Source organism: Psychrobacter sp. 1176_08 (assembly GCF_052850615.1).
The window spans coordinates 47,331-68,915 of record NZ_VXCU01000009.1; the positions used below are offsets into that span (position 1 = coordinate 47,331).

17 protein-coding genes are annotated in these 21,585 nt (G+C 42.3%); 9 read left to right on the top strand and 8 right to left on the bottom strand.

The annotated features are described in order from the left end of the window. Positions 1-52: 52 nt before the first annotated feature. Positions 53-1,552 (top strand): sodium/proline symporter PutP, encoded by a 1,500-nt coding sequence (gene putP / locus FW759_RS12055; RefSeq protein ID WP_443528560.1) that lies wholly within the window; start codon positions 53-55, stop codon positions 1,550-1,552. A gap of 463 nt (positions 1,553-2,015) precedes the next feature. Here putP and FW759_RS12060 read toward each other — a convergent pair whose 3' ends face one another. The 3 genes from FW759_RS12060 to FW759_RS12070 form a co-directional block, all read right to left on the bottom strand. Further along, a complete protein-coding gene (locus tag FW759_RS12060; RefSeq protein ID WP_446443113.1) occupies positions 2,016-3,461 on the bottom strand; it encodes an outer membrane protein transport protein in 1,446 nt (481 codons plus the stop codon). Between the two features lie 374 nt (positions 3,462-3,835). Beyond that, entirely contained in the window at positions 3,836-5,326 is a 1,491-nt protein-coding gene (locus FW759_RS12065; protein ID WP_446443114.1) for a hypothetical protein, read from the bottom strand. Positions 5,327-5,545: 219 nt separating this feature from the next. Continuing rightward, a complete protein-coding gene (locus FW759_RS12070) occupies positions 5,546-5,806 on the bottom strand; it encodes a SlyX family protein (RefSeq protein ID WP_446443115.1) in 261 nt (86 codons plus the stop codon). Positions 5,807-6,045: 239 nt separating this feature from the next. Between FW759_RS12070 and FW759_RS12075 the strand changes: the two genes are divergently transcribed. The 6 genes from FW759_RS12075 (at position 6,046) to FW759_RS12100 (ending at position 12,391) form a co-directional block, all read left to right on the top strand. Then, positions 6,046-7,989 carry an ATP-binding cassette domain-containing protein gene (locus FW759_RS12075; protein WP_446443116.1) on the top strand — a complete coding sequence of 648 codons (1,944 nt, stop codon included), beginning with the start codon at positions 6,046-6,048 and terminating at the stop codon, positions 7,987-7,989. Positions 7,990-8,484: 495 nt separating this feature from the next. Continuing rightward, on the top strand, positions 8,485-9,069 hold the full coding sequence (petA, locus tag FW759_RS12080) for a ubiquinol-cytochrome c reductase iron-sulfur subunit (protein WP_062844219.1): 585 nt from the start codon (positions 8,485-8,487) through the stop codon (positions 9,067-9,069). Positions 9,070-9,091: 22 nt separating this feature from the next. Next, on the top strand, positions 9,092-10,297 hold the full coding sequence (locus tag FW759_RS12085; protein ID WP_208855372.1) for a cytochrome b: 1,206 nt from the start codon (positions 9,092-9,094) through the stop codon (positions 10,295-10,297). Continuing rightward, positions 10,297-11,013, top strand: coding sequence for a cytochrome c1 (locus tag FW759_RS12090; RefSeq protein ID WP_062844217.1), 717 nt, complete (start codon positions 10,297-10,299; stop codon positions 11,011-11,013). Before FW759_RS12085 ends, FW759_RS12090 begins: the two co-directional genes overlap by 1 nt. Positions 11,014-11,210: 197 nt before the next feature. After that, entirely contained in the window at positions 11,211-11,825 is a 615-nt protein-coding gene (locus FW759_RS12095; RefSeq protein WP_131392320.1) for a glutathione S-transferase N-terminal domain-containing protein, read from the top strand. Between the two features lie 131 nt (positions 11,826-11,956). Then, positions 11,957-12,391, top strand: coding sequence for a ClpXP protease specificity-enhancing factor (locus FW759_RS12100; protein ID WP_131392322.1), 435 nt, complete (start codon positions 11,957-11,959; stop codon positions 12,389-12,391). A gap of 108 nt (positions 12,392-12,499) precedes the next feature. Here the strand turns inward: FW759_RS12100 and dcd are convergent, their stop codons facing one another. The 5 genes from dcd to FW759_RS12125 all read right to left on the bottom strand — a co-directional run bounded on the left by dcd (position 12,500) and on the right by FW759_RS12125 (position 17,026). After that, positions 12,500-13,075: a dCTP deaminase gene (gene dcd, locus FW759_RS12105; protein WP_087041241.1), complete on the bottom strand. Its 576-nt coding sequence runs from the start codon at positions 13,073-13,075 to the stop codon at positions 12,500-12,502. 142 nt (positions 13,076-13,217) lie between these two features. Beyond that, positions 13,218-14,435, bottom strand: coding sequence for an iron-sulfur cluster carrier protein ApbC (gene apbC, locus FW759_RS12110; protein ID WP_131392324.1), 1,218 nt, complete (start codon positions 14,433-14,435; stop codon positions 13,218-13,220). 207 nt (positions 14,436-14,642) lie between these two features. Further along, positions 14,643-15,443, bottom strand: coding sequence for a 3-hydroxybutyrate dehydrogenase (locus tag FW759_RS12115; protein WP_446443117.1), 801 nt, complete (start codon positions 15,441-15,443; stop codon positions 14,643-14,645). A gap of 161 nt (positions 15,444-15,604) precedes the next feature. Next, positions 15,605-16,234 (bottom strand): 3-oxoacid CoA-transferase subunit B, encoded by a 630-nt coding sequence (locus FW759_RS12120; protein WP_131392328.1) that lies wholly within the window; start codon positions 16,232-16,234, stop codon positions 15,605-15,607. A gap of 78 nt (positions 16,235-16,312) precedes the next feature. Next, a complete protein-coding gene (locus tag FW759_RS12125; protein ID WP_446443118.1) occupies positions 16,313-17,026 on the bottom strand; it encodes a CoA transferase subunit A in 714 nt (237 codons plus the stop codon). Between the two features lie 386 nt (positions 17,027-17,412). On the opposite strand from FW759_RS12125, the gene FW759_RS12130 reads away from it, so the two are divergent. Further along, entirely contained in the window at positions 17,413-18,837 is a 1,425-nt protein-coding gene (locus FW759_RS12130) for a GntP family permease (RefSeq protein WP_443509339.1), read from the top strand. Positions 18,838-19,189: 352 nt separating this feature from the next. Next, positions 19,190-21,286 carry a methionine--tRNA ligase gene (gene metG, locus FW759_RS12135; protein WP_446443119.1) on the top strand — a complete coding sequence of 699 codons (2,097 nt, stop codon included), beginning with the start codon at positions 19,190-19,192 and terminating at the stop codon, positions 21,284-21,286. Positions 21,287-21,585 lie beyond the last annotated feature (299 nt).

The window sequence follows — 21,585 nt, forward strand, 5'->3', positions numbered from 1 at the left end:
TTTGACAGTTATAAATAATTACAGCCAATAATATTGGTTAAGGACAATTTATATGAACGGAGTTTCTAGTGGCGTACTAATATCACTTGGCGCCTATTTCTTATTAATGATTGGGATTGGCATTTACGCTTATTTTAAGCAAGCCAATGATACGGAAGGTTACCTATTAGGGGGACGTAACTTAGGGCCAGCGGTCACTGCACTCTCTGCTGGTGCCTCTGATATGTCAGGTTGGTTATTGCTTGGTCTGCCAGGTTACATGTATGCAGATGGTGTGGTCAGTATATGGATTGCGCTTGGCCTGACGCTGGGTGCTTTTTTAAACTATCTTATCGTGGCACCGCGACTTCGTGTTTATACCGAGGTTGCTGATAATGCCATTACCCTACCAGATTATTTTGCTAATCGTTTCGAAGATAAATCGCACATGCTGCGTGTCATTTCTGCATTGGTTATTATCTTATTCTTTACCGTTTACACAGCTGCAAGTTTAGTAGGCGGTGGTAAACTATTTGAAAGCTCACTCAATTTATCGTATAGCACAGGTCTATGGGTAACCGCTGGTGTGGTTGTCGCTTACACGTTATTTGGTGGTTTCTTAGCCGTGTCAATGACTGACTTTGTGCAAGGGGTCATCATGTTATTCGCAATGGTCATCGTACCTATCGTTGCATTTACAGATCTTGGTGGTATATCAGCGACAACTGAAGCAGTCAGAACTATTGATCCAAGTATGCTTAATATTACTAGTGGAATGACTATCATTAGTATTATTTCACTATTGGCATGGGGCTTAGGCTATTTTGGTCAACCACATATTATTGTTCGCTTTATGGCTATTCGTTCAGTAAAAGACATTCCTACGGCGCGTAACATCGGTATGAGCTGGATGATTATCAGCCTTGTTGGTGCATTAATGACAGGTTTTGCAGGCCGTGCCTATGTGCAAAAAACAGCCATGACATTAGATGATCCAGAGACCATCTTTTTAGTATTCACCCAGTTTTTATTCACACCACTGGTTTCAGGCTTCTTATTAGCTGCAATCTTGGCAGCGATTATGAGTACTATCTCATCGCAGCTACTCGTGGTGTCAAGCTCATTGACCAAAGATGTGTATAAACTATTCTTTGATAAAGATGCACCTGAAGCTCGTCAAGTATTGGTCGGCCGTATCTCAGTTGTGGCCGTCGCTCTTGCTTCTATTTTCCTAGCTTCTGACCCAGACAGCTCAGTACTAGATTTAGTTTCTAATGCTTGGGCAGGATTCGGTGCCGCGTTTGGACCGTTGGTGATTTTCAGTCTGACATGGCGCGGTATGAACCGTAATGGTGCGGTGGCTGGCATGGTTATTGGTGCCTTGACTGTTATTCTATGGATCTATGGTCCTTTCCAAGTAAACGGTATGGCATTGAATAGCTGGTTATTTGCTATCGTTCCAGGCTTTATTTTAAGTACCATTGCAATCTTTGCAGTTAGTATCATGACTGGTGGTCCAAGACCTTCAGTGGCTGCGAAGTATAAAGAAATGGAACTCAATTTGAACAAATAAATCGATAAAGTACTTTATCACTAAAAAAAACCTCGCCAACATTGGCGAGGTTTTTTTATGAGTAACTGTTCATCCGACAATGTGAGCCATTACAGCTGATGTGATAAAAACTATCTTTGTCTAAAGACTCATGTTTGAGATTAGACTATGGCACTCATATTTCAAATCAAAAGATTTGTCGCACTATTAATTCCATGAATACTTTTAGAAGTTATTTTTGATCACTATTTATATCTATTCACTGAGTGATTTCTATAAATACAATATCTCTTTATAACCAAACAACCTGCGTAATCATGTGACCCAAATTTTAGAGAGTAAACAAGCCATATAGGTGTCTAGAAACTTTATGATTGGTTTTTTTTCGGTCCGTTCTATATAGACAATTTATTAATAATTTTCATAAAAAAAGCGACCCATCACGGATCGCTTTTCTATCTAGTAGTACTGCTAAACATGGGTACTATTTGATATCTTGATAAGAAAGTTTCAAACCTAAGATATAACCATCATTGTCTTGGAAATCTCCAACAATCTTACCCGTTGGTAAACGACCTTTGGCATCACCGAACCATAAGTATTTACCACCTGCCGATACCGCCCAATTTTCAGTGACATTATATTTGGCACCAAGACCAACACTATAATAGCCGTCAATAGGTCCTAAAGAAGTCGTTGGATCACCTGCTCCGCTGTCCCAACCAACCGTACCACTAATAGCAAGTGCTGGTGCAACACGTTTGGCCAAACCCAGCTCTACCATCCACTGATCGTCATCGTAATCAACCAAGTTTAAGCCATTCTCACTATATAAAGGATTCAATTTACTAACTTCATTATATAGTGGCGGCGTAATAGAGAAGTCGCTCCATGGTACCCAGCGAACTTTTGCAGTAGCTAATGTCGTTGGATTGATACCTGTCTGAAAATCTAAATTAACTGATTGAGGTGTTGTAACCTCATAATTACTTTTCCGATTTGCTGCTTCTGCTGCCTGTGCTGGGGTGGCACCTGCTGCTAGTGCTCTAACGGCTAGTAACGGATAGTTTTCAGCGATATCAATATCGTGATCAATCTCAGAACGATAAGTCAGAGCGGCTTTTAAGGCAATTTCTGGTTTGCTATAAGAGATACCTGCAATATAACCATAATCCATATCAGGATTACTGGTTGACGTATAGCCAGTAGCAGGACCATAAGCCAAACCACGTAACTTCACATCGGCTCTGATACGCTGGGCAACTGGACCACCATATACTTGAAATTCTTTATTGGCGCCGAATTTCATACCGAGAATACCCGTTAAACTTTCACTACGGACTTCTACGTTGGTATTTTCGCCTGCAGTGGCTGCTTCTGCTCGAGCTGCTGCTACTGCAGTGCTAAGATTTGTAGCAGTTGCAGCTGCAGCTGCTCTCTCAGCAGGAGTACTTGTTGGAGACTGTGCAATTCCAGTCTGTCTAGTAATTTCATCGCCAACAGTTAACGCATTAAACCGTCCACCAGTTAACTGTGTTATAGATGCATTAATGTCACCCTTTGAAACAAAGTTGCTATCACCTTTATACTCAGCAGCCGCACCAAAAGGCTCATCGTACAAGACACCAACACTAAAAGTATCATTGATATCGGTCTTTACACCATAACGGAAAAAGTCATAAGCTTCGGCGATATCACCAGTATCATTACCTTCAACATAGGTATTATTGCTAGGGACGTTATTAGCGCTATCTTTACCACTCACATCAGCATCAATATAAGTATAAACGGCTTCTGCATACGTTCCATCTTGTAAGAAAGCGGTGACGTCTTGCCCTGAACGATCAAGACCAGCAGCATTGGTTACACTAGCAACAGAAAGTGTGGCAATTGCTACTGCAAGGGTTTTTAAATGAAAGGTAGTGCGCATTGTGTATCTCCAAACGTCCTCGTTGTTTTAATACTTTAATCATCAATACTTAGCATTCCTATGCGTGGTATTTCGATGATTAAAGTAGTGTCCTAAGTTGAATACTAATGCCTTTTTGACACTAAGACAACAATTAAAGCACTTTATTTCTCAAATATGACTGAACAGTACATATAAAATATAAACAACATACAGATTCTTATTCATGAATACACATTTTTGATTACTATAATGTTGGAGAAACGGGAGTCATTAATTTTAGATTGATAATTAAAATAAAGTTTTATATATCAAGGACTCAATAAAAAAGCGACCCATTAAGGATCGCTCTTACTTCATTATTAAAGACTTCAACAGTACAACTCTTTTATACGTTATTTTGCTTGATAAGAAATCTTTGCACCAAGGATGAAACCATCATTATCTTCGAAGTTACTAACTATAGTTTTATTTGGAATCTGTCCTTTGGCATCACCGAACCACAAGTATTTACCACCAGCTGATACTGCCCAGTTTTCGGTAAGGTTATATTTTGCGCCAAGACCAGCACTATAGTAACCTTCAATAGGTCCTAATGAAGTGACAGGATTGCCTGCACCACTATCCCAACCAACTGTGCCAGTTACAGCAAATGCTGGCGTCAAGCGCTTGGCAAGACCTAGCTCTACCTGCCACTGATCATCATCATAGTCAACTAAGGGTAACCCTTTATCATCATTAGTAGAACGCTTACTAACTTCATTATAAAGCGGTGGAACGATAGCAAAATCACCCCAAGGCACCCAGCGAACCTTTGCAGTTGCTAACGTCGTTGGGTTAATGCCTGTTTGAAAGTCAAAATTGACCGATTTAGGCGTAGTTATCTCAAGCACACTGCCTTGTGTAGGATTACCACCTAATGCAGCAACCAAAGGGTAGGTTTCACTGATACTTGCACTGTGATCAATTTCAGAGCGATATGTTAGAGCAGCTTTAAGGGCAATTTCAGGCTTGCTATAGGCAACACCAGCTAACCAACCATAGTCTTGATCAGGGCTAATATGTGCTGTATAGCCAGTTGCTGGACCATAAGCAATACCACGAAGTTTCACATCTGCTTCGATACGCTGAGCAACAGGACCGCCATATATTTGGAAGTTTTTACTTTGACCAAGTTTGGCACCCAAGATACCAGTGATATTGTGCGTACGAACTTCAACGTTCGTGCCTTCGCCAGTAGTCGCTGCCTCTGCACGTGCAGCTTCTACAGCGGCTCCAAGAGATTGAGCCTGACTAGCCAAAGTTTGGGCTTGAGCTTGGGCTGCTTGAGCCTGTTGTGCAAATTGTGCTGCTGCTTGCGGAGTAGTAGCAGTTTGTGCCTGTGCTGCAAAGTTTGCTGCGGCTATACCTGCTTGTCTTGCACCTGCAGTCAATCCATCAATTTTTATTCCCGCATCTGCTACACTAGTAGCATTACCGTTCGAAATAGCATTAACAGAAGCGTCAAGATCACCTCTCGCCACAAAATTATTATCACCACTATAATCTGCGGCAGCGCCAAACGGCTCGTCATATAAAATGCCGACGCTAAATGTATCGTTGATATCTGCTTTTACGCCATAACGGAAAAAGTCATAAGACTCTGCAATATCACCAATTTTATCACCTTTCTGGTAAGCATTTTTATCCGAACCAACATACGCATTGTCATGACCTGTAACATCAGCATCGATATAGGTATAGACAGCTTCGGCATAAGTGCCATCTTGTAAGAATGCGGTGATGTCTTGGCCTGAACGATCAAGGCCAGCAGCGTTAGCAACGCTAATAACAGAAAGGGTAGCAACCGCTACTGTAAGAGTTTTTAAGTGAAAATTCGCCCGCATTGTATATCTCCAAACATCCGCATTGTTTTACTACTAAAACCATTTTCATTAGGCAAGCAGTATCCGAGATGAGCGATATTAAAGATATTCGAACATGAAAACAACTATAAAAACACCTTATTTCTCTATTATGACCAAACAGTCACTGGACGTTACACTTGTCTAAAAATAAGCTTATAGTTTTTATTTATTTTAATGTACATGACTCTTTTATGAATATTAATAATGCGGTGGCTTGTCTGCCATTACATCGAAAGGTGCTATGCCACCTTCTGTATCCTGACTTTCAACTTGTTTATAAATAAGTTGTAGCTGTCTTTGGAGCGTTTGAATATCCTTGTCTTGTCTTGCAATGACTGCGTCAAGCCTCTCTACTGTCAGCTCAAGATGTGCCATGCTCATTTGTAGGTCAATAACTTGCTGTGTTTGCCATTCATGGGGTGCAATAGAGGCGTCATTTTGAGTATTAGATTGGTTCATATTGTTCTCTAAATTGTGATAAATAAGGCAAGATTTATTGGCTAATAACAAGGATTAGCAATCAATGAATAGTGGCACTAAATATTGATTAATGGCCATAACATAATAGCTTGCCGTAAAAGTTATAAATAGTACTTATAAAACCATTTACGCTCACTACAGTCACGTGGTGGCATGTTATACTGCTAGCAATTTTGCAACAACCCCTACTTCTCTATTATATAAGCTTAAGATACTCTATGGCACTGATACATTTAAAAGATATTCACTTAGCATTCGGCGTCGCCCCAGTTCTTGATGGCATTGATTTTGCTATTAATGCAGGTGAGCGTGTGTGTTTGATTGGCCGCAATGGCGAAGGCAAGTCTACGTTATTTAAACTGATTAATGGCTCATTGCAGCCTGATAGCGGTGAGATTATTACCAATAGCAGCATGCGTGTTGCTATGCTAGAACAAGATGTCCCTGAAACGAGTGGACGTATTTTAGATATCGTCATGGGTGGCAGTCGCCGCACTGCTGACTTGTTGATTAATTATAATAAACAAGTTGATCTCTGTGCCAATGGTGACATGGATGCTTGTGAGCATATGGCAACGCTACAACATGACATCGATGCGGTGCATGGCTGGGACTTAGAGCGTGATGCTAGACGTCTGATTACAACGATGGGATTGGATCCAGAAGACGATTTGTCATCACTCTCCGGTGGTCGTAAGCGCCGCGTCCTACTCGCCAGATCTTTGGTCACCAAACCTGATGTATTGTTACTGGATGAGCCAACCAACCATTTGGACGTTGAGAGCATTGAGTGGTTAGAGCGTTTCTTGCTTGATTGGCAAGGTTTGACGCTATTGTTTGTAACTCATGATAGAGCCTTCGTTAATAAATTGGCTACTCGTATTGTCGAGCTTGACCGTGGTCAATTGACCAGCTATGACGTCACCCAAGGTGCCAAAGGTTATGCTCGCTATCAAGAGCTAAAAGAGCTGCAATTATTGGCTGAAGAAAAGAACAATGCCAACTTTGACAAAAAACTGGCGCAAGAAGAAGTTTGGATTCGCCAAGGTATCAAAGCGCGCCGCACTCGTAATGAGGGCCGCGTACGCGAACTAAAAGCATTACGTGAAGAGCGCAGTGGTCGACGTGAGCAAGTTGGTAACGTCAATATCACGATGGATGAAGGCGAGAAAAGCGGTAAGCTGGTTTGTAAAGTTAAAAACCTGCACCTCGAATACGATGGTAATGTCTTGGTTGACAACTTTAGTACGACGGTTATGCGTGGTGATAAAATTGGTATTGTCGGTCCTAACGGTGCGGGTAAAACCACATTAATTAAAGCCCTACTCGATATGTCTGATGCTGAAGTAACCAAAACAGGCAATGTTGAGCTTGGTACCAATTTACAAATTGCATTTTTCGATCAATTGCGTGACCAGCTAGACCTTGAAGCCAGCGTAGCGCAAAATGTTTCAGAAGGTTCTGATTTTGTCGAGGTTGGTGGTCGTAAGACGCATATCATGAGTTACTTACAAGACTTCTTATTTGCACCAGAGCGCGCTCGTACCCCAGTAAAAGCGCTATCAGGCGGTGAGCGTAATCGTGTACTATTGGCCAAGCAGCTATTAAAGCCTGCTAATATTTTGGTACTAGATGAGCCTACCAACGATTTGGATATGGCCACTCTCGAACTATTAGAAGAATCAGTCAGTAGCTTTAACGGTACTATCTTACTTATCAGTCATGATCGCTCATTCATGGACAATGTCGTCACGTCTACCTGGGTGTTTGATCAGGATGAAGATGGTAAAGGCATTGTTAAAGAATATGTTGGTGGTTATCAAGAGTATCTGATACAAAAAGGCCGCGAAGAAGCTGCTCGTGCTGCCAGAGTACCAGTCAATAATGGTACTAATACCAAAGCGGCTAATAAGTCGACAGTAACAGCAAAACCAGCAAAAGCCATCAAAAAGCTCAACTATAATGAACAACGTGAACTTGATAATTTACCCAAAGAGATTGCGGCCTTAGAAGCAGAGCAAAGCCAGTTAGAAAAAAAGCTGGCGGACGGCTCATGGTTTACACAAGATATTGAAGCAGCCACTGCTGCTAGTGAACGCTTACTGGTTATCGAAGAAGAAATGATGAATAAGCTTGAACGCTGGAGTACGCTTGAGAGCTAATAGCAATGTATGGCCTATTATCCCTTTAGAAAGACTGACTATACGTTTCTCATTTTTGCATCAATAAACACTCAAAGGTCGTAAATTAATCACCACTTTATTGGATAAAGTGGTGATTATTCGTTTATAGAGCAGTTACAATCTGTTTAGATACTGAAAGTTAGTGAACATTACCGCAATTTCAAGTATCATGCGCTATTACTAAATATCCTTATTAATTATAAGGTCATCACATTTACAATCCCTAGTAAAAAAATAGATGCTAGACATTGATAATGTTAATCATTTTATGCTGGTCATCATATTCAACCTTATAATATGTCCTATAAAGGTTGCTTTATTTTTAACGCAATAATTTATTTTATCACCGAAATAGCTTAGAATAGCAACAATTAGCAAGATTAGGCACAGCTAAAGTGGCTTGATATTGTATATTTTCTAAGCCACAAACCCAGTGTGGGGTAATCCCATTTCATTCACCTGGAGGAAGTATTAATGAGCCAAGCCGAAGGCGTTAATGTACAACGCCGTAGAGTTCTTATTGCCTCGACTGCCGCAATTGGTGCAGCTGGGGTAGCTGCTGTGGCAACCCCTTTTGTCCGCTCTTGGTATCCAAGTGCTAAAGCTGAGGCTGCAGGGGCTGCAGTGACCCAAGATATTGGTTCTATCGAAGCAGGACAAATGATCGTTGTCAAATACCGTGGCAAACCTATTTATGTGGTTAAACGCACCGAAGATATGGTCGCAGGACTAGAATCAGTTAAACCTTTACTGTCCGATCCTGAGTCTGATGCGTCTTTACAGCCTGAATACTGCAAAAATCCTACTCGCTCTTTGGATCCAACCGTATTGGTTGTTGAAGGCGTTTGTACGCATTTGGGTTGTGCACCGAACTACCGTCCTGATGTGGGCGCGGTGGATTTAGGTGGTAACGATTGGTATGGCGGATTTTTCTGTCCGTGTCATGGGTCAAAATATGACTTAGCAGGCCGCGTATATAGTGGCGTTCCTGCACCGCTTAATTTACCCGTCCCAGAATATGGTATGGATGGTACCATTTTGACGGTTGGGGAGGCTTAATATGAGTATGGGTAAAAAGTTAATGCACTGGGTGGACGCGCGTTTTCCAGCGACAGAAACCTATGAATACCATATGTCAAAGTACTATGCACCAAAGAACTTTAACTTTTGGTACTTTTTCGGCGTGCTATCGATGATTGTATTGGTCAACCAATTGGTGACCGGTATATGGCTTACGATGATGTACAACCCAAGTGCCGAAGGAGCATTTGCGTCTGTTGAATATATCATGCGTGATGTAAAAGGCGGCTGGCTAATCCGCTATATGCACTCGACAGGCGCCTCTGCGTTTTTCGTCGTAGTGTATTTGCATATGTTTAGAGCGCTACTATACGGCTCATACCAAAAACCTCGTGAGCTTATTTGGCTCATCGGTATGGGTATTTACTTAGCGCTTATGGCAGAAGGTTTCTTTGGATACCTACTCCCTTGGGGCAACATGTCATTTTGGGGTGCACAGGTTATTTTGAACCTTCCTGCAGCGCTACCAGTCATTGGTGACGGTCTTGCTGAGTGGGTACGTGGTGACTATATTATTTCAGGCATTACCCTAAACCGCTTTTTTGCTCTACATGTGGTTGCTATCCCATTAGTATTGGTGGGCTTGGTGTTTATGCATATTGTGGCGCTACACCATGTGGGTTCAAACAATCCTGATGGTATCGATATCAAGAAGCTAAAAGACAAAAACGGTGTGCCATTAGACGGTATTGAGTTCCACCCGTACTACACTGTGCATGATATGGTTGGTATCGTAGTCTTCTTTATCTGTTTCTTTGCAGTGGTATTCTTCTTCCCAGAAGGCGGCGGCTTCTTCCTTGAGCCACCAAACTTTGAGACGGCCAACTCCCTGAAAACACCAGCGCATATTGCACCAGTATGGTACTACACGCCCTTCTATGCCATCTTGCGTGCGGTTCCAGATAAGCTTGGCGGTGTTATCGCCATGGGTGCTGCTATTGCTGTATTATTCTTAATACCTTGGCTTGATAGATCACCTGTACGCTCGATGCGTTATAAAGGTATTTTATCTAAAATTGCACTTACTATCTTTGCCATTAGCTTTATCGTCTTGGGCTACTTAGGTGCAACGCCTGCAACACCAACAGCTACTATCATGGCTCGCGTGTTTACTATTCTATATTTCTTGTTCTTCTTATTGATGCCGTTCTACACTGCCATTGAGAAGTGTAAACAGCCACCAGAACGCGTTACCGGAGGTCACTGATGAGCACGCTAATTAAATCCTTAGCTGGTCTAGGCTTAGGCGCGACATTGACCTTGACTGCTGGTACGGCACTGGCAGCTGGTGGTCACGGATGTGGTACATTCGTGAACGCTGAAGGTGTTGAAGAGCATTTAGCTTGTAGCACAGCCCCTATTGATTTTACCAATAAGGGCTCATTACAAAACGGTGCGAAAACTTTTATGAACTACTGTGCGGGTTGTCACTCAGCCAAGTATGTTCGTCACTCTCGTATTGCTAAAGACTTAGAGATACCGCCAGAGCTGGTCGAGAAGTACCTGATGGTAACGACCGATCAAATTGGTGACCATATCGACGCTGAGATTGATCCTGAAGTACAGGCATCATGGTTTGGCGCAGCGCCTCCAGATTTATCATTGGAGACGAGACTGCGTGGTGATGACTGGGTATATACTTACCTACTCTCGTTTTATGAAGATCCAAGCCGTCCTTGGGGCGCTAATAACTTAGTGCTACAAAATGCAGCAATGCCTCATGTATTACACAATATGCAAGAGCAGTTGAGTGCCGAAGAGTTTCAAAGCGAGGTTGGTGACTTAGTTAACTTTATGGCATGGATGGCAGAGCCAGCACGTCATGACCGTCAAGTGATTGGTTTCTTTGTTATTTTATTCTTACTTGTTTTACTAATCCCAGTCTACTTATTGAATAAAGAATTCTGGAAAGACGTAAAATAACTAAATATTGAATATATAGATGTTATAGATAAGATTGGGCACTACATTGGTAGTGCCTTTTTTGTGCCTGAATAACACGTATCTTATAAAAGAAGTAGATAAATAAGGGGCTGACAAGCAATGTTTACGTACGTTACCTTGATAAATAAGGCGACTTTGTTTACGATGACAGGCTTTACTACTAACATTAGGCTTTCATGATTGATGCGAATGACATACCAAGCAGTCAGCTAATTTTATACGCTGATGACGGCTACGACAGTCATGTGGTACGCCTATTACTTGAAGAAAAAAAGCTTGCTTACTATTTATCACGCCTGCACTCTGAGCGTCCTGAAGACTTAACCGAGCTCAATCCTTATCATACTTTGCCTGTCTTGCAGCAGCGCGAAATTGCACTCTACGAAATTAACGTCATTTTTGAGTATCTTGAAGAACGTTACCACACAAATAAGTTATTACCTGAAACACCACAAGAGCGCGCGCAGTTCCGGCAGCTGGCTTGGCGCATTCAGCGTGATTGGCTATCACTTGGTAAACGCTTACTGACGCATCCGGATAGCTTCAATAAAGCGCAGGCAGCGATGGCTAAAAAACAATTAAGTGATTCTTTAATTACCCTATCACCTTTGTTCGCTCATAAATCTTATTTTATGGCGGATGAGTTTGGTTGGTGCGATGTTTTGCTAGCCCCTTTATTATGGCGACTCGAAGAGATGGAGATTGAATTGCCACGTGCTATTAGTCGTCCGTTATTTGAGTATCAGAAACGGGTTTTTGAGCGAGATAGTTTTCAAAAAAGTGTGCGCTGATTAGACAGTTAGACATCACTGCCTTAAAATAAAAAACAATAAAGAATATGAATCCTTGGTAAATTAACGCAAAACTGAAACCATTACTTCAACCGTAATCATTTAATGCAATCAATATAGGAAGCCAAACAATGAGCGAAATTACCTCTATTACTCCAACCCGTCCCTATATGGTGCGCGCGCTATATCAATGGATAGAAGATAATGATCTTACCCCGTACTTAATGGTCGATGCCACTGCTGAGAACGTACAGATTCCAACAGAGCATGTGCAAGATGGTCGTATCGTACTAAATATTGCCAGCCGTGCCACTGGTAACATGAGTATGGAAAATGACTATATCAATTTTAGTGCTCGCTTTGGCGGTGTATCACAAGAGATTTGGGTGCCACTCACAGCAGTCATGGGCATTTATGCAAAAGAAAATTCGCAAGGTATGTTTTTTGACCCGAATGAATACGAAAACTATCAGCCTGAAGAAGAGTCAGTAACGACTTCTAAAAAGACGACTGCCGCTCCTAAACCTAAGCGTGATAATAAAGCTGGTTTAAAAGTTCTAAAATAATCAGTTCCCTATAAGAAAAAAGCCAGCCATATTTGATATGGCTGGCTTTTTTCTTGTGTCTTTAAACAAATTAAAACCTGTAAATGAATTAAGACATCAATGTATCCATTACGTTCTAGGTAACGTCACACCGCGCTGACCTTGATACTTACCACCACGATCTTTGTAACTCGTCTCGCACACATCGTCAGCATCACTTTGGAAGAACAACATTTGTGCTACGCCTTCCCCCGCATAAATACGCGCTGGTAAATTGGTTGTGTTGCTAAACTCTAAGGTGACGTGTCCTTCCCACTCAGGCTCAAGCGGCGTGACGTTGACGATGATACCGCAGCGCGCGTACGTTGATTTGCCGAGACAAATAGTTAATACGTCGCGTGGAATACGGAAATACTCCATCGTACGTGCTAGCGCAAACGAGTTAGGCGGGATAATACACTCGTCACCCACAATATCTATAAAGCTTTTTTCATCAAAGTTTTTAGGGTCAACGACAACTGAATGAACGTTGGTAAATACTTTGAATTCAGGGGCACAGCGCACGTCATAACCATAGCTTGAAGTGCCGTAACTCACCAAACGTTCGCCATCATCATTAAAACGTACTTGACCTGGTTCATATGGCTCAATCATGCCGTGCTCTTCGGCCATTTTACGAATCCAGCGGTCAGATTTGATAGACATTGTTATTCCTTAGCAAATATTTAGTAGCGACGATTATACGGAATTGATGACTCAATTTATAGGGTCGCAATGACTTAAAACCTTATGACCTTATAAAACAGTTTTCTGTATAAACGTATTTTTTAATTAAGCGTTTCAAACCTCAAAAAATTCGCTTGTCATCAACGGGCTTGGCAAATTTATCAATATTGGTTTCAATATTTTTAGCGATGTTCACATAATATGACGCAAATTCATCGTCAGCCAATACACTCGGCTCCCCTTTATCCACTTGGGCACGAATGCCACTAGCGAGCGGCAACTGCCCCAATAAAGGCACCTGATACTGCTCAGCGATTCGTTCGCCACCACCTGTACCAAAGATGGCTTCGGTATGATTGCAGTTGCTACAGGTATGTAGAGCCATATTCTCAACCACGCCAAGCACAGGAATATTTGTTTTGTTAAACATCTCAATGCCTTTTTGCGCATCGAGTAGCGCAACATGCTGGGGCGTTGTGACAATCACAGCACCTGTCACTGGAATGCGCTGCGCCAATGTCAGTTGAATATCACCTGTTCCTGGCGGCATATCAATCACCAAGTAGTCTAGCTGCGGCCAATTGGTTTGATTGTATAGCTGCATCAAGGCCCCCGTCGCTTTAGGACCGCGCCAAGCAACAGGTGTATTATCACCATCCAGCAGGCTACCAATCGATAGCATCGCTAAGCCATGCGCATTAACAGGGACGAACTGCTCATTTTCCAACTCAGGTTTTACGCTATCTACACCCAACATCGTTGGCATACTAGGCCCATAAATGTCTGCATCAAGCACACCAACACGGTTGCCAAGTTTTTGCAATGCTAGCGCAATATTGACGGTCGTGGTTGATTTACCGACGCCGCCTTTGCCTGATGCCACGACAATGATATGACGTATGCGTGGATGCGCCGCCAATGATGCTTGTGTTGGTGCTGACTTAGTAATTGGTGGTTCAGCATTGGCATTGTTGGTTGCAGATGAATGGCTTTGATTATCCATGGCATTGGTTGTCTTTGGCATGGGTTTTGGTAAGGTCGATCCTGCTCCTTTTTCTGGGGCAGGCAAACGTACGTTCATATGTATGGTCTTAATTCCATGCGGTTGAAGAAGTTGTCCCAGTTCCTGTTGAATGCTTTCAGGGCGACTGTTTTGAGGTAGGCGCAAATCCAAAGTAAGCTGGTCACCCTTACGTTCAAGACCTGTGACCATGGTCGCGATACTCACCATGCCAATTTCATAACCGAGTAGTACTTTATCAACGGCACTATCTCGCTCTGCTTTTTGTTGCGGCGTTTCAGGTTCTGAGTTGGTTTTTTTCTTCATAAAATTAAACATAGCTACCGTTACTACCTATACAAGTGGGTTGGTATGGCAAGACAAATCAAGCACTACTCTAATATTAACAACGATATAGCTGACAAGCCTTTTGTCCAAACCTTTTCTCGTGACAGTGTAGCTTAATTGCAGACATAAAAAAACCACAACGCCAGTAGGAATGACCTTGTGGTTTGACACCAGTAACAGACATTTATCAACAAGGTATCAATTCATAAACCAACCATGACTGGCAACAATAGATTGTCCAGTGAAGACATTGCTCGGGAACGCTGCTAAAAACAAGGCCAGTTGTGCAATATCATCGACAGTCGTGAATTCCTTATCGACTGTATTTACTAGCATGATGTCGTTAACGACTGATTCTTCACTAATCCCCTTTTCAGCTGCTTGTTGCGGAATTTGCTTCTCAACCAAAGGCGTTTTGACAAATCCTGGACAAATGACATGCGCACGTACATTATGCTCAGCCCCTTCTTTTGCAAGTACACGGCACAGTCCAAGCAAACCATGTTTGGCCGTCACATAAGGTGCTTTATATAGTGATGCTTCATGCGAATGTACTGAGCCCATGTAAATAACCGTGCCGCCCTTGTCGTCTTTATACATATGTTGCAAAGCCGCTTTAGTAGTCAAGAAGGCGCCATCCAAATGAATATCTAGCATTTTTTTCCAGTCAGTAAAACTCATTTTGTGGATGGGATTAATAATTTGAATACCTGCATTGGAGACCAAAATATCAATACTACCAAAGGTATCAACCAATTTTTGCACCCCATCGTTAACGGCAGTTTCCGACGTCACATCCATCGCGATGGCTAATGCTTTGCCACCACGAGCTTCGATAGTATCAACAGCCTGCTGAGCGGCATCAACGTCTATGTCTGCGATGCCAACCGCTGCCCCTGCTTGAGCGTAAGTATCAGCAATATCGCGCCCGATACCGCTTGCTGCACCAGTGACTAAAGCTACCTTGCCCATCAAATCCTGTTGTAATTGGGTCGCCATATATTTTCCTTAATAAAATGGATGAAAGCTTGTTAAACAATAACATTTGAACCATAAACGTCAGTAGGCAGATAAATAAGTCACTAAAATCTAGTGGCTATATCTAGTAGCTATAAAGTCCAATAGGATCAAAATCAGTAAAAATCTTGAAAGCAAAATATCTACTGAGCAATGCTAACAGGGGTTTTTTCTTGCAACTCATCAAAGCTAACACCGTCTGCCAATTCAACCAGCTTTAGGCCGTTTTCTGTGACATCTAGTACCGCAAGCTCAGTGATGATACGGTCAACCACACCTTTGCCAGTCAGTGGTAGCTCACAGTTGGCAAGAATCTTTGGATCGCCGTGTTTATTGACCTGTTCCATCAGTACGATCACTCGCTGTACGCCAGCGACCAGGTCCATAGCGCCGCCCATGCCTTTGACCATTTTTTTAGGAATCATCCAGTTAGCAAGATCGCCTTGCTCTGAGACCTCCATAGCTCCTAGTATTGCAAGATTGACATGACCCCCTCGAATCATCGCAAACGATTCTGAGCTACTAAAATAACTGGCCCCTGATTTTGCAGTGACGGTTTGTTTGCCAGCATTAATCAAATCAGCATCGACGTTCTCTAAGGTTGGAAACTCGCCAATTCCTAGCAGACCATTTTCTGACTGTAACCATACATCCACATCTTCAGGAATATAATTGGCCACAAGCGTTGGTAGACCAATTCCTAAATTGACATAATAACCGTCTTTTAGCTCTTTTGCGGCACGCTGTGCCATCTGCTCTCTTGTCCATGCCATGTTAACTTCCTTATTATTACAATGTTATATTATTAATTTAGCAATATTTTAATGTACTACCCGATAACTTTAAGAACGCTAACCGCCTTCGACTGCTTTGGTCGTGGTTTTTTCAATGCGCTTTTCAGGCGTACTGTTCAATACGATACGTTGCACAAATATACCTGGCAAATGAATCTCATCAGGATCAAAGGTACCAACCTCTACGATCTCTTCTACTTCAACAATGGTAATTTTACCTGCCATCGCACAATCTGGATTAAAGTTACGAGCGGTCTTATTAAATATGAGGTTACCCGCTTTGTCTGCTTTTTGCGCTTTGATGAGTGCCACATCCGCACGTAATGAATGCTCAAGAACATAGGTGCGACCATCAAAATCACGCGTCTCTTTACCTTCAGCCACAAGAGTGCCCACGCCAGTTGCCGTATAAAATGCAGGAATACCCGCACCGCCCGAACGAAGTTTTTCAGCCAATGTGCCCTGCGGTGTCAACTCTACCACAAGCTCCCCTGCTAAGTATTGACGCTCAAATTCTTTATTTTCACCAACATAAGAGGAGATCATTTTTTTGATCTGACGGGTTTGTAATAACAATCCCAAACCAAACTCATCGACACCTGCGTTATTACTGATACAGGTTAAATCCTTTACACCACTATCACGCAGTGCTTCAATCAATACTTCGGGAATACCGCACAGACCAAAGCCGCCAATAGCAAGCGTTTGACCACTACTTACGACATCTTTTAACGCTTCTTTAGCACTGCTATATACTTTTGGTTGACTCATGCTTATCTCCTTGCAAGTCTATTCTTTGTTATTGAGGCTGCTCAATCATCATTGATTTTTGCTTTCTTCCGTTACTTCTAATAATTTTATCAATACTCAATTCATAGTTTTATCCATACTTAACATTATATTAATACACTTTATATCGATATATCATGTATTGAATATTTATGCTAACTTACCATATTATTCCCGCAGCGACTAGAAAATAAGATTGCAGGTGTCCGAGCTAAAGGAAGTGCTCAGTATATGGTAGGTCAACATCGTATCAGTCTAGATTGCTATTTAGCAATACACAGTGAATCCGTCTGTTATTATCCATTCTGTTGACTTGTGATCATAGGCTTTGCCTTCTCAATGCTTTAACTTTGCCAAGGAGGGCGATTATGTTTAGCACATTTGCTATTGTCATTACTTTATTATTATTGATGTTCTTCGCGTACCGCGGTTACTCAGTGTTGATTTTAGCACCGATTATGGCGGTACTAGCGGTATTACTGTCAGGGGATTTTTTAAGTAGTATTCCTGCCTATACCGACGTCTTTATGAGCGCACTGAGTGGATTTTTGCTCAAATTTTTCCCGATTTTCTTGCTGGGAGCGCTATTTGGGCGTTTGATGGCAGACTCTGGCGCAGCCACAGCTATTGCCAATACAGTGGTTGAGAAGCTTGGTGCCAGTAAGGCCATTTTAGCCGTTATTTTAGTTTGTGCGATTTTGACCTACGGCGGTGTGTCATTATTTGTCGTAGCGTTTGCTATCTATCCTATTGCCAAAGATCTATTCAAAGCCGCCGATATACCTAAACGCTTGATTCCAGCAGCCATTGCTTTGGGCTCTTTTACCTTTACCATGACGGCATTGCCCGGCACGCCTGCCATTCAAAACGCTATTCCGATTCCTTACTATAATACCAACGTATTCGCTGCGCCTGTACTGGGCATCATCGGCGGTACTATTATGTTTATTGGCGGCTGGTTATGGTTGCAGACTCGCGCTAGAAAAGCCAATGCGGCAGGTGAAGGCTACGGTCAGCATGATGAGGAAGACACAGGCAGTCTTGGCAGTAGTACAAAAGAAGTTAAAAAAACTGAAGCATTAACTACTCAGCACACGTCATTTATCGTTGCCATGATTCCACTGGTGCTGGTTATCGCCCTAAACGCCTTATTGACGTATGCGGTTTTCCCGTCGATGGATTTTACCCCTCTACAAACCCAGTTCCCAGACTTGAATATCGCAGGTTCACTCGGATTATGGTCGATTATTATCTCCTTGATCGTAGCTTGTGTGGTATTGATTCTGCTACGTATCGGGCATTGGAACAACCTACAAAAAACCATCAACCGTGGTACTTATGATTCCATGCTACCTATTTTTAATACTGCCTCGGAAGTGGGCTATGGTGCCGTCATTGCCTCATTGGCAGGTTTTATTATCATTCGTGATAGTATCCTTAATTTGACGCCAGATAATCCACTTATCTCAGAGGCGGTTGCGATGACCACGCTGGCTGGTATCACGGGCTCATCCTCTGGTGGTTTGAGTATTGCTCTGTCGACTTTGGGAGAAGATTACCTCAGAATGGCGGTCAATGCAGGTATTGACCCTGAGCTGATGCACCGTGTGGCTGTCATGGCAGCAGGTGGTTTGGACACGCTCCCTCATAGTGGCGCTGTCATTACCTTACTGGCAATCTGTGGTTTAACACACAAGCAATCTTATTTGAACTTGGCCATGGTCACCATCATAATCCCATTAGTAGCGGTAACCATTATTATTATCTTAGGAACGATGTTTGGCTCATTTTAAAATTCATGTAAATTTTTCAGCGCTTCTCCATTATTAAGAATTTATATGCGAACAAAAAACCCACTTAGCAGCTTGCTAAGTGGGTTTTTATAGTAATTTTATCAAATATAAAAACGGCTAAAGCCCATCAACCCTGCCTAATAAGTAAGAAATAATGCCTATGCTGTATAGCGTCCATTACTGTATTAATTAAAGAGGAACATCACAAAGGTGGTCGAATTACGGTATCATAGGCACACTTTTTAAACTTTCTTCGTTTTTGGAAGTTTTTAGCATTGATAATATCGCGTCTGATAGCCATAAATGGCTAACAACGTTTGATAACCAACCCGTTTATATAAAAATATAGGTGATGAAAGTGCGTGAGATTCTAGTAACCAGTGCGCTGCCCTACGCCAATGGCCATATCCATTTGGGGCATCTTGTAGAATATATTCAGACAGACATTTGGGTACGCGCAATGAAAGCGCAAGGCCATCAAGTCACCTATGTCTGCGCGGATGATGCACACGGTACGGCAATCATGCTCAAGGCAGAAGCCAACGGCGTAACACCAGAGGCGCAAATTGCTTCAGTGAAAGCGTCGCACGAAGCAGATTTCAGTAAATTTTTGATTGATTTTGATAATTACCACTCCACGCATTCTGAAGAAAACAAGCAATTCTCTGAGCTGATTTATCGTCGCCTTAATGATGCTGGCCATATCAGTACAAAAGATGTTGAGCAACTTTTTGATCCAGAAAAGCAGTTGTTTCTAGCAGATCGTTTTGTCAAAGGAACTTGCCCAGAGTGTGATTCACCAGACCAGTACGGCGATAACTGTGAAGTTTGTGGCACCACTTATGATGCGACAGATCTGAAAGATCCGCACTCAACGTTGTCTGATGCAACGCCTGTACTCAAAACTTCTAAGCATTATTTCTTTGATTTGCCTGAGTTTGAGCAGTTCTTAAAAGACTGGACACGCAGTGACAGTCGTCTACAAACATCAGTCGCTAACAAACTACAGGAATGGTTTGATGCTGGACTTGCCAGCTGGGATATCTCACGTGATGCGCCCTACTTCGGCTTTCAAATTCCAGATACGCCAAGTGATGAGCCGGACAAATACTTTTATGTCTGGCTCGATGCGCCAGTCGGCTACATGGCAAGCTTTAAAAACCTATGTGATAAACGCGTAGGTACTGAAAACGCGCTGGATTTTGACCGTTACTGGATGCAAGAAAACGAGCACAAAACTGAAGTTTATCACTTCATCGGTAAAGACATCGTTTATTTCCATGCTCTATTTTGGCCAGCCATGCTTGCGGGTAGTGAGTTCCGTACACCAACGGGCGTTTTTGCTCATGGTTTCTTGATGGTCAATGGCGAAAAAATGAGTAAGTCGCGCGGCACCTTTATCAAAGCCGAAACTTACGCTGAGCACTTGCATCCTGAGTACCTGCGTTATTACTTTGCCAGTAAGCTGTCTGACAAAGTCGAGGATATCAACCTTGACTTAGAAGACTTTATGCAAAAGGTCAACTCTGACTTGGTCGGTAAAGTGGTCAATATTGCCAGTCGTAGCGCGGGTTTCTTGGTCAAAAAATACGATGGCATGCTGTCAGAGGTTTGCGTAGAGCCTGAGCTTTTAGAAGACATCACCAAAACTGGCGATGAGATTGCCGCGGCTTATGAAAATCGTGAGTTCTCACGTGCGATGCGCTTAATCATGCAATGTGCGGACAAAGCCAACGAATATATCGATGGTAAAAAACCTTGGTCACTAGCAAAACAGGAAGGCACTGAGCAAGAAGTACAAGACGTTTGCTCGGTGGCGATTAATATCTTCCGTCAATTGATGGTCTATCTTGCGCCAGTACTGCCTGAGCTGACAAATAATGCCAAAGAGTTTTTGAATATTGATGATTTAAGCTTTGCCAGCCGCAACGAGTGGTTGCTTGGACATAAAATCAATAAGTTCAAACCCTTGATGCAGCGTATTGAAGAAAAAGACATCACTGCGATGGTAGAAGATTCAAAAACGTCGTTGACACAAGCCGCATCACTAGCGACTAGCGAAGACAGTACGCCAGTCAAGCAAAACCAGCAGCCTGCACCCATCGAGACTGAACAGACTGACTATATCGGTATCGAAGACTTTGCCAAAGTCGAGATGAAAGTAGCGCACGTCTTAGAATGCAATCACGTAGAAGGTGCTGATAAACTACTACAGTTCACCTTGGATGTTGGCGAAGAAAAGCCACGTAATGTGTTCAGTGGTATTCGTAAATTTTATGAGCCTGAGCAGCTGCTTGGTAAAAAGGTGATTTGCGTCACCAACCTTGCGCCGCGCAAGATGAAATTTGGTATCTCAGAAGGCATGGTGCTATCAACTGGCAATCCAAAAACGGGTTTAACAGTCGTCACATTGCCTGATGCTTGTGTCGTTGGCGACACTTTGGCTTAATAACTCTACCCGATGTGAAGTCATAAAAAAGATGTCCTAAGCGGCATCTTTTTTTATTAGTAAAATAAATGAAAGATTAGGCCGTAAAACTGACAAGACTGGCATAAATAATACCTGTGACGAATACGCTTTAATTTTTTATTGCGATAACTTACATTACTGTCATAATATAAACATAATGATCGATGGAACGATTACCTTATTGTTAGCCTACTATTTTGGCATCAGCTTTGACATCAATATAGTATTGACTCGGCTAACCTGCATTTTCCAATATCATTTGTAAAACGCAAGCCAAC